This window comes from Aequorivita sp. CRS11, assembly GCF_059693805.1.
The window spans coordinates 37,376-50,043 of sequence record NZ_JCATIG010000003.1 but is presented as its reverse complement, the minus strand read 5'-3'; the positions used below and the strand labels follow the sequence as shown (position 1 = coordinate 50,043).

Annotated in this window: 10 protein-coding genes; all 10 read left to right on the top strand. The window is 39.4% G+C overall.

The annotated features are described in order from the left end of the window. Positions 1–4 precede the first annotated feature (4 nt). Positions 5–1,804 carry a helix-hairpin-helix domain-containing protein gene (locus AC58DT_RS06225; protein ID WP_497215996.1) on the top strand — a complete coding sequence of 600 codons (1,800 nt, stop codon included), beginning with the start codon at positions 5–7 and terminating at the stop codon, positions 1,802–1,804. Positions 1,805–1,806: 2 nt separating this feature from the next. After that, entirely contained in the window at positions 1,807–2,343 is a 537-nt protein-coding gene (locus AC58DT_RS06220) for a DUF3341 domain-containing protein (protein ID WP_497215995.1), read from the top strand. A 1-nt stretch (position 2,344) separates the two neighbouring features. After that, a complete protein-coding gene (locus tag AC58DT_RS06215) occupies positions 2,345–3,004 on the top strand; it encodes a c-type cytochrome (protein WP_497215994.1) in 660 nt (219 codons plus the stop codon). A 25-nt stretch (positions 3,005–3,029) separates the two neighbouring features. Beyond that, entirely contained in the window at positions 3,030–4,409 is a 1,380-nt protein-coding gene (locus AC58DT_RS06210) for a quinol:cytochrome C oxidoreductase (RefSeq protein ID WP_497215993.1), read from the top strand. Positions 4,410–4,437: 28 nt separating this feature from the next. Next, positions 4,438–5,502 carry a cytochrome c oxidase subunit II gene (locus tag AC58DT_RS06205; protein ID WP_497215992.1) on the top strand — a complete coding sequence of 355 codons (1,065 nt, stop codon included), beginning with the start codon at positions 4,438–4,440 and terminating at the stop codon, positions 5,500–5,502. Between the two features lie 17 nt (positions 5,503–5,519). Further along, positions 5,520–7,349, top strand: a complete 1,830-nt coding sequence (locus AC58DT_RS06200) for a cytochrome c oxidase subunit I (protein ID WP_497215991.1) — start codon at positions 5,520–5,522, stop codon at positions 7,347–7,349. A 234-nt stretch (positions 7,350–7,583) separates the two neighbouring features. Next, positions 7,584–8,606, top strand: a complete 1,023-nt coding sequence (gene ruvB / locus AC58DT_RS06195) for a Holliday junction branch migration DNA helicase RuvB (RefSeq protein WP_497215990.1) — start codon at positions 7,584–7,586, stop codon at positions 8,604–8,606. A 46-nt stretch (positions 8,607–8,652) separates the two neighbouring features. Then, positions 8,653–9,576 carry a tRNA epoxyqueuosine(34) reductase QueG gene (gene queG, locus AC58DT_RS06190; RefSeq protein WP_497215988.1) on the top strand — a complete coding sequence of 308 codons (924 nt, stop codon included), beginning with the start codon at positions 8,653–8,655 and terminating at the stop codon, positions 9,574–9,576. A 118-nt stretch (positions 9,577–9,694) separates the two neighbouring features. Beyond that, on the top strand, positions 9,695–11,998 hold the full coding sequence (locus tag AC58DT_RS06185) for an NADP-dependent malic enzyme (RefSeq protein WP_497215986.1): 2,304 nt from the start codon (positions 9,695–9,697) through the stop codon (positions 11,996–11,998). An 87-nt stretch (positions 11,999–12,085) separates the two neighbouring features. Beyond that, positions 12,086–12,667 (top strand): Holliday junction branch migration protein RuvA, encoded by a 582-nt coding sequence (gene ruvA / locus AC58DT_RS06180; RefSeq protein WP_497215985.1) that lies wholly within the window; start codon positions 12,086–12,088, stop codon positions 12,665–12,667. The last annotated feature ends 1 nt before the right edge of the window (position 12,668 follow it).

Below are 12,668 nucleotides of genomic sequence, written 5' to 3'. Positions count from 1 at the left end.
AAATATGTCGTCACACTACGAAGCACCTATTAGAGAGCCGTTGGTTCTGGGAGAGAAGTCCTATCATGACATCAGTGTAGATGTTGGGGCACCCGTTCTGGGAAAGGCCAATAAATCTTGGTGGATAGTTTTTACCATTGCCCTAGTAGCATTTTTATGGGGACTGGGTTGTATTATTTATACAGTCTCAACCGGAATTGGAGTCTGGGGATTGAACAAAACCATTGGCTGGGCTTGGGATATCACAAACTTTGTTTGGTGGGTAGGTATTGGTCACGCTGGAACACTTATTTCGGCGGTATTACTACTTTTCCGTCAAAAATGGAGAATGGCTGTTAACCGCTCTGCTGAAGCGATGACCATTTTTGCAGTAGTGCAAGCAGGTTTATTCCCTATTATCCACATGGGGCGACCATGGTTGGCGTATTGGGTACTTCCTATTCCAAACCAATTTGGATCACTATGGGTAAACTTTAACTCACCATTGCTTTGGGACGTATTTGCAATTTCAACATACCTTTCGGTATCCCTTGTATTCTGGTGGACCGGATTACTTCCAGATTTTGCAATGATTCGCGACAGGACTACTAGCCCTTTTCAGAAAAAAATATATGGCATCCTAAGTTTTGGATGGAGTGGCCGTGTAAAAGACTGGCAACGTTTTGAAGAAGTGTCACTTGTTTTGGCAGGTTTGGCAACGCCACTGGTACTTTCGGTACATACAATTGTATCTTTTGACTTTGCTACTTCGGTAGTTCCCGGATGGCACAGTACCATCTATCCACCTTACTTTGTTGCAGGAGCTATATTTTCAGGTTTTGCAATGGTGCAGACACTTTTGATTATTATGCGTAAAGTGTCAAACCTTGAAGCCTATATTACCATACTTCATATTGAATATATGAACAAGGTTATCTTGCTTACAGGTGGAATTGTAACCACGGCATATATTATTGAATATTTCATTGCTTGGTATTCTGGTGTGCCTTATGAAAATTACGCTTATCTATCCTTTGGCGCTGCCACTGGTCCTTATTGGTGGGCATTCTGGGCACTTATAATCTGTAACCTTATCGTGCCATTATCACTTTGGGTGAAAAAATTGAGAAGAAATATCGTGTGGACATTCATTGTTGCATTGATTATTAACATTGGAATGTGGTTCGAGCGTTTTGATATTATTGTTATCGATTTGAGTAAAGACAGATTGACTTCCACTTGGGCGATGTTTCAACCTACATTTGTAGATATCGGAACATTTATAGGAACCATTGGATTCTTCTTTGTACTTTTCCTTTTGTATGCACGTACTTTCCCAGTGATTGCCCAGGCTGAAGTAAAAACAATTTTGAAATCTTCTGGTGAATCATTTAAAAAATTGCGTGCGGTGCACGGTGATGACCATAGCCACGTGCAAAATGTAGAACCTTACCCTGCCGATGCAGGTCCTTCAGCAAACGTTGAAGATAAAAATTTTGATTCTTCATTTAATGAACTTGACGAAGAAACAGAAAACAACGAGGTAGATTATGAAGCCCACAAGGACAAAATTGATAACCTACTCAGCGGTATCGGTACATTTGATCCTGCAACCCAAACACAAGACGATCTTAAAAAGATAAGTGGGGTTGGGCCAGTAATGGAACAAAAACTTCATCAATTGGGTATTTTTACTTTTGAGCAGGTAAGCAGAATGACTGACCGCGAATACGATTTATTGGACGAGATAATTAGTGATTTCCCTGGAAGGGCCAAGCGAGATGATTGGGCAGGACAGGCACTAATTTTAAAAAATAAAAACTAATTATGGCTTCAAAAAAGATACACGCTATTTATACTGATGACGATCTGTTATTGCAGGCCGTTAAGCAAACACGTTCTGCAAATTATCATATTTCTGAAGTTTTCACGCCATTTCCTGTTCATGGTCTTGACCACGCCGTAGGATTGGCCCCCACAAGGCTTGCGATCACCTCATTTTTGTATGGCCTTACCGGGTTGAGTGTCGCTGTGTTGCTGATGAACTATATAATGATTGAAGACTGGCCTCAAAATATTGGAGGAAAACCAAGTTTTACATTTTATCAAAATATGCCAGCGTTTATACCTATTATGTTTGAGCTAACAGTTTTCTTTGCTGCTCACTTAATGGTAATAACCTTTTATATGAGAAGTAAACTTTGGCCATTCAAAAAAGCTGAAAATCCAGATTTACGTACTACAGATGATCATTTCTTAATGGAAGTTGATGCCGAAAACCACGACGTAGAAAAACTTACAAAGTTTTTATATGACACAGGCGCATCGGAAATTAGTCTAATTGAAAACGAGCAAGACCATTAATATGAAAACATTAATAAACATAGGAATTGCCATTATTGCCTCTGCAACCATGGTTTCTTGTTTTAACGATAATAAACCGAACTATCAGTATTTTCCTAATATGTATGAACCGGTTAGCTACGAAACCTATGGTGAATATCCTGTATTCCCAGATCAACAAGAAGCAATGATTCCACCAGATAATACAGTTCCCCGTGGTTTTACACCATACGATTATGAAAACAGTACGGCCGGTTTGGAACTTGCAAAAGCTGAATTGCAGAGCCCTTATGATGTAACTGAGGAAAACTTAGCTACAGGAGCGCAATTATATACGTTATATTGTGCAGTATGCCATGGAGACACTGGAGATGGACAGGGAATTTTGGTGAAACGGGAAAAGTTTCTAGGAATTCCAAGCTATGCTGATGCAGGACGTAATATTGTTATGGGAGGTATATATCACGTTCAAACCTACGGTTTAAACGCAATGGGTTCATACGCTTCACAGGTAAACGAAAAAGAACGCTGGCAAATAGCAATGCATGTTATGAATTTAAAAAATGCTTTAAATGGTGAACCTGGAATCCTGGAAACCACAAAAGCTGCTCAGGATTCAATAAAAGTTTTGGAAGAAAAAAATATGGAAGCTGTTACTGCCTCCGAAGTAGAAAAAAAGTAAGAAATTAAAGAGAATAGCTAAAGATATGTACACGCTACCTAGTAAATTAAAACTGTTTTCTATCATTATTATGGTTCTTGGGCTTGCAGGAATAACCTATGGTTTTCTTACTGCACCAAAAACTATAGAAGATGTTAAAGAAATAATGGCTGAACAGGATGCTCACCACGGTGGGGAGCACGCTGTTGAAGCTCACGGTCAAGAAGAACATACAGCAAACTTTGTAGATGTTGCTCGCGGAGAAGAAGGCTATTCTGAAGCTGCAATGGAACATGCCACTGATCTAAAACCAGAAGGCCATGGGTCAGCTTCCCACGAAGAACATGTGTTGCACCAGTTACAAACAAGACCTTGGTCAGCAACATTTGTTGCAGCATTTTTCTTTTTGATGATTGCACTTGGAGTATTGGTGTTTTATGCAATTCAATATGCATCACAAGCAGGATGGTCTCCAGTGTTATATAGAATAATGGAGGGTATTACAACATACTTGTTGCCCGGTTCTATTATTGTATTTTTAATAGTTGTTTTTGCAGGAACTCACTTCTTCCCATGGCAAAATGAAGAACTTGTCGCTGGGGATAAAATTTTACAGGGTAAATCAGGATACCTTAATTTTCCTTTCTTTGTAATTCGTGCTGTAATTTATCTTTTGGGTTGGAACCTATACCGTCATTTTTCTAGAAAAAATTCATTGGCTCAGGCTGATGCCAATAACTATGATCCGTACAGAAAAAACTTTAAGTTATCGGTGTTTTTCCTTATATTTTTCATAGTAACGGAAGCAACAATGTCTTGGGACTGGTTTATGTCTATGACGCCACACTGGTACAGTACTTTGTTTCCATGGTATGTTTTTGCTAGCATGTTTGTTTCAGCAATAACTGTAATTGCTTTGGTGACAATATATTTAAAAAGCCGCGGATTGATTCCCTTTGTAAGCGATAAACACCTACACGATTTGGCAAAATATATGTTTGCTTTCAGTATTTTCTGGACCTATTTATGGTTCAGCCAGTTTATGCTTATTTGGTATGCCAACATTCCCGAGGAAGTAACATATTTCATCATCAGAATACAAGAATACAAACTGTTGTTTTTCGGAATGCTAATTCTTAATTTTGTATTCCCAATTCTTGTATTGATGAATAGCGATTACAAGAGAGTACCTTGGTTTGTAGTTATTGCTGCTGTATTTATTTTGGTGGGTCACTATGTTGATATATTCCTTTTAGTGATGCCTTCAACAGTAGGACACAACTGGTATTTTGGTATTCCAGAGATTGCAGCATTATTGTTCTTTATGGGGCTTTTCATTTTTGTTGTAGGCACGGGACTTGGCAAAGTTTCCTTAAGGCCGAAAAATGATCCGTTTATTAAAGAAAGTGAAAACTACCATTTTTAATCAATTAGTTTAAAGAAGATATTGTAAGATGACCGCATTTTTAGTTGTATTAGTAATTATTCTTTTTGGAGTTTCTGTTTGGCAAATGAGCAGGATATTTCAATTGGCGCAGGGAAAGCCTTCTGTTAATTCCGAAATTGCTTCGGATAAAGACAATAACACACAGGGTTACCTGATGATGGGCTTTCTGGCTTTTATCTATATTTTGGCCATACTTACCTTTTGGCTTTGGGGAGATGTACTACTTCCAGATTCAGGATCTGAGCACGGTGCCAAAATAGACAATTTGATGCTGATCTCTATGGTCATCATTTTTCTGGTTGGTATACTTACACAGTGGCTGCTTCACTATTTCGCGTTTATCTATAGAGGTAACAAGGCAAAAAGAGCTACCTTCTATGCAGATAATGATAAACTGGAATTTATCTGGACCATCATTCCTGTAATAGTACTTGCCGGTCTTATTATCTATGGTCTCTTTACCTGGACAGATATTATGAATGTAGATAAAGATGACGATCCATTGATTGTTGAATTATATGCTCAACAATTTAACTGGAAAGCACGTTATGGAGGGAATGATAATACACTTGGAGAAGCTAATGTACGTTTAATAGAGGGCGTTAACCAACTTGGAGTAGATCCCGCAGATCCTAATGCACAAGATGATAAAATAGTAACCGAACTTCATTTGCCTGTAGGTAGAAAAGTATTGTTTAAAATGCGCTCACAAGACGTACTCCACTCAGCATATATGCCACACTTTAGAGCACAGATGAACTGCGTTCCGGGCATGATAACTCAATTTGCCTTTACCCCAACTATAACTACGGCAGAGATGAGACAAAACGATAAGATAGTTGATAAGGTTGCACGAATTAATGAAATTCGAAAAAAGAAAAGTGTCGCACTTACCGCGGCAGGGGAAGAGCCTTTGGAAACTTACGAATTCGACTATATTCTTTTGTGTAATAAAATTTGTGGTATAAGCCATTATAACATGCAGATGAAAATTGTAGTAGAATCTGAAGAAGATTATAAAGCCTGGTTAGCCGAACAACCTACACTGGGAGAACAACTCGAAAGTAAATAATATTAGCTTAAATAGATATGTCAGCACACGCACAGGTCCACGGAGTAGAAGATCATCACGACGATCACGGGCATCATCATAAAGAAACATTTATAACTAAATATATCTTTAGCCAAGATCATAAAATGATTTCTAAACAATACCTTATCACAGGTTTGTTTATGGGGGTTATAGGTATATTGATGTCATTGTTGTTCAGATTGCAATTGGCATGGCCAGACCATAAATTCACCATTTTCGAAATATTTTTGGGCAAATGGGGTACTGATGGAGTAATGGATCCAAGCGTTTATTTAGCATTGGTTACCATTCACGGAACTATTATGGTTTTCTTTGTTTTGACGGCAGGTTTGAGCGGTACTTTTAGTAACTTATTAATTCCTTTGCAAATTGGAGCCCGAGATATGGCCTCTGGATTCCTGAATATGGTATCTTATTGGTTGTTTTTCCTTTCTAGTGTGGTAATGTTGTTCTCACTTTTTGTAGAAGCTGGACCCGCTTCTGCAGGTTGGACTATATACCCTCCATTGAGTGCTTTACCCCAGGCCATCCCCGGTTCAGGTGCAGGGATGACACTTTGGTTAACCTCTATTGCAATTTTCATTGCTTCGTCATTATTGGGTTCATTAAACTATATAGTTACCGTAATTAATATGCGTACCAAAGGTATGTCCATGACCCGTCTTCCTTTGACGATCTGGGCATTTTTTGTTACTGCAATTATTGGGGTAGTATCTTTCCCAGTATTATTCTCAGCAGCATTAATGCTAATTATGGATAGAAGTTTTGGAACTTCTTTCTTCCTTTCTGATATTTATATTGCAGGTGAAGTTTTGCACCATCAAGGTGGTTCTCCTGTATTGTTCGAGCACTTATTTTGGTTCCTAGGTCACCCAGAGGTTTATATTGTAATTCTTCCGGCGATGGGTATAGTATCTGAAGTAATGGCAACAAATTCCCGTAAACCTATTTTTGGATATCGAGCGATGGTAGCATCTATTCTCGCTATTGCATTTCTTTCAACTATCGTTTGGGGGCACCATATGTTTATTTCGGGGATGAATCCATTCCTTGGTTCTGTATTTACCTTTACTACACTTTTGATTGCGATTCCTTCTGCAGTAAAAGCTTTTAACTGGATTACGACCCTTTGGAAAGGAAACCTTCAGATGAATACGGCAATGCTGTTTTCCATAGCATTTGTTTCCACATTTATTACTGGAGGTCTAACCGGTATTATCCTTGGAGATAGCGCCTTGGACATTAACGTTCACGATACATATTTCGTGGTAGCTCACTTCCACTTGGTAATGGGTATTTCAGCATTATATGGATTACTCGCGGGTGTTTATCACTGGTTCCCAAAAATGTTTGAGGGCAGAATGATGAACAAGAAACTAGGCTACATTCACTTCTGGGTTACTTCAATTGGAGCATATGGAATTTTCTTCCCAATGCACTTTGTGGGAATGGCTGGTTTACCTCGTAGGTATTACAGCAATACAGCTTTCCCTTATTTTGATGATTTGGCAGACATTAACGTGGTAATGACAATCTTTGCGATTATAACGATCTCTGTTCAAGTTGTATTCTTGTATAACTTTTTTCATTCAATTTTCTACGGGAAAAAAGGTCCAAAAAACCCTTGGAATGCAACTACGTTGGAATGGACTGCAGAAGTAAAACACATACACGGAAACTGGGATGGACCTATTCCGCACGTTTATCGTTGGGCTTATGATTATAGTAAACTCAATAAAGACGAAACCGACTATGTAATTGCTGGTCAGGATTTTATTCCCCAGAACGTTCCGCTGCAGGATAACGAAGATGAATTAGACCATTAATCTTTACCATAAAAATTTTTAGAAAGCCTTTTCAATGTTGAAAAGGCTTTTTTCTTTCTACGTATAGAATGCGTAGTACTACGTATTATTTTTTCAAAGCTTTTGCCGTATCTTTACACTATTGAGTTAATAATATGTAGGAAGTGAGGAATCTACTGTTTATTTCAAAAGCCATACTGAAAAGTATGGCTTTGTTTTTTCAAACGTCTTCTAAAGGATTACTATATTTGTGTTATGAACGAACACCTCGATCCCACCGGAGAAAATCTATCACCGCAGGAACTTGATATTGAAAAAAAATTACGGCCCCTTAGCTTTGAGGACTTTACTGGGCAGGATCAGGCTTTGGAAAACCTTCAAATTTTTGTCCAAGCCGCCAATTTGCGTAGTGAGGCCTTAGACCATACGCTTTTTCATGGCCCTCCGGGATTAGGGAAAACAACCCTTGCCTATATTTTAGCAAATGAGCTGAATGTAAACATTCGTGTAACTTCGGGACCTGTTTTAGACAAACCGGGCGATCTTGCTGGACTATTGACTAATTTGGAAGAACGCGATGTTCTTTTTATTGATGAAATCCACCGCTTAAGCCCAATTGTTGAAGAATACCTCTACTCCGCAATGGAAGATTACAAAATTGATATTATGATTGAATCGGGTCCAAATGCACGCTCGGTTCAAATCAATCTAAATCCCTTCACACTTATTGGTGCAACTACTCGTTCGGGTTTGTTAACTGCGCCTATGCGTGCCCGGTTCGGAATTTCTTCGAGATTACAATACTATACCACCGAATTGCTCACTACTATTTTACAACGAAGTGCGGGAATTCTACAAGTACCCATAACTATGGAAGCCGCAATAGAGATTGCTGGCAGAAGCCGTGGTACACCGCGTATCGCCAACGCACTTTTGCGAAGAATCCGTGATTTTGCACAGATAAAGGGAAATGGTAAGATAGATATTGAAATTGCAAAATTTGGATTGGATGCATTACATGTAGATGCACATGGTTTGGATGAGATGGACAACAAAATCCTTTCAACCATCATCGAAAAATTTAAAGGCGGTCCGGTAGGAATCACAACTATTGCCACTGCAGTCTCAGAAAGTACTGAAACCATTGAAGAAGTTTACGAACCTTTTTTAATTCAGCAGGGCTTTATTATGCGAACCCCACGAGGCCGTGAAGTTACCGAAGCAGCCTATAAACACCTCGGCAAATTGAAAGGTCCAACCCAGGGCGGACTTTTTTAATGCGCTATTTCGCGGTAGAATTTCTCGATTCCAGCAACTTTTAACGGTGAATGATAAATCTAAAAATACAGCCAAAATAAAATCCGAAGCCAAGCGCCTCGGTTTTTTGTCATGTGGAATTAGCAAGGCTGAATTTCTAGAAGAAGAAGCCCCGCGACTTGAAAACTGGCTAAAAAAAAATATGCACGGCGAAATGGCCTATATGGAAAACCATTTCGACAAAAGACTTGACCCAACACTTTTAGTTCCAGATTCCAAAAGCGTTATTTCGTTGTTGCTGAATTATTTCCCTTCGGAACTTCAACCTTCGGAAACGTATAAAATTTCAAAATACGCTTACGGTACCGATTATCATTTCATTATAAAAGATAAACTGAAACAGTTGATGGATTTTATTTCAGAAGAAATAGGCGAAGTCCATGGTCGCGCCTTTGTTGATTCTGCGCCAGTTTTAGATAAAGCTTGGGCTGCAAAAAGCGGTTTGGGCTGGATTGGGAAGCATAGTAATTTGCTCACCAAACAATTGGGTTCCTTTTACTTTATTGCTGAATTGATCGTTGATCTGGATTTAGAGTACGACACACCCGTAACCGACCACTGCGGAAGTTGTACGGCCTGTATTGATGCCTGCCCAACAAACGCAATTGTTGCAGATAGAGTTGTGGATGGCAGCAAATGTATTTCCTACTACACCATTGAATTGAAAAATGAAATACCCACCTCAGAAAAAGGAAAATTTGAAGATTGGATGTTCGGGTGCGATATCTGCCAAGACGTTTGCCCGTGGAACCGTTTCAGCAAACAGCACAATGAGCCGCTTTTCAACCCACATCCCGAACTGTTATCTATGACCAAAAAAGATTGGGAAGAAATTACGGAAGACGTTTTTCAAAAATTATTTAAAAAAAGCGCCGTAAAGCGCACCAAGTTTTTGGGTTTAAAACGTAATATCAACTTTTTGAAAGATTAACCTACAAACTTTCGCCATTTCAACTAACATCATAACTTTGTAAGTTAGTCTTTACAATTATACATTAGTATAATAATTCGTAGAATTATAAATATCCACAGTATCAATAGACCAAAATATGAGCAAACAGAGCAGACGTAGAGAAGCCCTATTATACCACGCAAAGCCGAAGCCTGGGAAAATTCAAGTAGTTCCCACAAAAAACTATTCCACCCAGCGGGATCTTTCGTTGGCCTATTCGCCGGGAGTTGCAGAGCCTTGCCTTGAAATTGAAAAGGAAAAAAATAACGTTTATAAATACACGAACAAAGGCAATCTGGTTGCTGTAATTTCAAATGGAACGGCTGTACTAGGCTTGGGGAATATTGGCCCTGAAGCCTCCAAGCCCGTAATGGAAGGTAAAGGATTACTCTTTAAAATATTTGCCGACATTGATGTTTTTGATATAGAAATAGACACTGAAAACATCGATGAATTTGTTACCACCGTAAAAAATATTGCGCCCACTTTTGGTGGTATCAATCTTGAAGACATAAAAGCCCCCGAAGCTTTTGAAATAGAAAGAAGACTAAAAGAAGAGCTGGACATTCCCGTAATGCACGACGACCAGCACGGCACGGCAATAATTTCAGCGGCGGCCTTGCTCAATGCTTTGGAGCTTACAGATAAAAATATCGCACATGTTAAAATAGTAATCAGTGGAGCGGGAGCGGCAGCGGTTTCGTGTACGCGGCTTTACAAAGCTTTTGGTGCTAAGAGCGAAAATATTGTAATGCTGGACAGCAAAGGAGTTATACGAAAAGATCGCGAAGAACTTTCTGAAGAAAAAGCAGAATTTGCATCGTATAGAAAAATTGATACCCTCGATGAAGCAATGAAAGATGCCGATGTGTTTGTTGGGCTTTCAGTTAAAGATATTGTTACCCCAAAAATGCTGGAAAGCATGGCTCCCAATCCTATTGTTTTTGCAATGGCCAACCCCGATCCTGAAATTGAATACGATTTGGCCATTAAGACTAGAAAGGACATCATCATGGCAACGGGTAGAAGCGACCATCCCAACCAAGTGAACAATGTACTTGGTTTTCCTTTTATTTTCCGTGGGGCGTTGGACGTTCGTGCTACAAAAATCAACGAAGCCATGAAAATGGCTGCTGTAAAGGCGTTGGCAGACCTAGCAAAAGAACCGGTGCCGGAACAAGTGAATATTGCCTATGGCGAGACCAAGCTTACTTTTGGAAAAGATTATATTATTCCAAAACCTTTCGATCTTAGATTGATAGCCGCCGTACCACCCGCCGTCGCCAAAGCAGCAATGGAAAGTGGTGTTGCCACTACTGAAATTACGGATTGGGAAAAATATCAGGATGAACTTTACGAACGGATGGGCAGCGATAATAAAATAATTCGTCTGTTAATGAACAGGGCAAAACTTAGCCCAAAGCGTATTGTTTTTGCAGAAGCAGATCATTTGGATGTTTTAAAGGCTGCGCAAATAGTCTTTGAAGAAGGTATTGGCACACCTGTTTTGTTGGGTAGAAAAGATATCATACTTGAATTGATGGAGCAGATTGATTTTGATGCAGATTTGGAAATTATCGATCCAAAAAGTGATGAAAACGCTGATAAACTTAAATATTATGCCCAAAAGCTTTGGGAAAAGAGAAGAAGAAATGGTATATCACTTTACACTGCCGAAAAGTTGATTCGCGAACGGAATTATTTTGCGGGAATGATGTTAAGCGAAGGCGATGTGGACTGTATGATTTCAGGGTATGCACGTTCGTATCCGTCCGTTGTAGTTCCCGTGTTTGAAACCGTCGGAAGATTTGAAGGCGTTACAAAAGTGGCTACCACAAATGTGATGCTTACTAAACGCGGCCCATTGTTTTTTTCTGATACCTCAATAAACATTGATCCAACTGCGAAAGAACTTGCCAAGATTGCACAAATGACGAATTACACGATGAAAATGTTCGGACTACAGCCCGTTATTGCGATGATTTCATATGCCAATTTCGGCTCTTCCAAAGATCCGCATGCTTCAAAGGTGCGTGAGGCTGTAGAGTTGTTACACAAAAGTAATCCAGATATGATAGTTGATGGCGAACTGCAAACCGATTTTGCATTGAACCCAGAAATGCTTCAGAAAAAATTTCCATTTTCAAAATTAGCTGGCAAGAAAGTAAACGCCCTTATTTTCCCAAATTTGGATTCAGCAAACAGCAACTATAAATTATTGAAAGAACTTAACGGTGTGGAGTCCATCGGCCCAATTATGCTGGGAATGCGCAAGCCCGTTCACATTTTACAACTGGGCGCCAGTGTGGAAGAAATGGTGAATATGGCAGCCGTAGCCGTAGTGGATGCCCAACAAAAGGAAAAACGCGCAGCGGCGGCAGAAAAACAAGTAAATCCATAGTTTATTAACTCTAATATTTTCACAAAAACCCCAATGGCTGTTGCAAATAATTATACTATATTTGAGCCTTTAAGTTTTCGTTAACACATGATAACCCATATACAGGGCAGACTGGTTGAAAAAAATCCGACCGATGTAGTGATAGATTGCAATGGAGTAGGGTACTTTGTCAATATTTCCTTGCACACATTTTCCGAACTCCCCACTAGTGAAAATGTTAAGTTGTTTACCCATTTGCTTATTCGGGATGACGCCCATACACTGTACGGTTTTTCCGGTGTTGCAGAACGAGAAATTTTCAGATTGTTAATTAGTGTCTCTGGAGTTGGTGCAAGCACCGCTAGAACTATGTTATCATCATTGGCGCCCGAACAAGTGCTGGATGCCATTGCGCAAAATGACATAACAACGATCCAATCAGTAAAAGGAATAGGGGCCAAAACTGCGCAGCGCGTGGTTTTGGATTTAAAAGATAAGATTTTAAAAGTGTACGGTTTGTCGTCTATTTCTACTGGAACAAGCAATACTAACAAAAATGAAGCGTTATCTGCTTTGGAGACGTTGGGCTTTGTTCGCAAACAGTCTGAAAAAGTGGTGGATGCCATTGTTAAGGAAAATCCGCAAGCTTCGGTAGAAATGATCATTAAACAAGCTTTAAAAAATTTGTAGA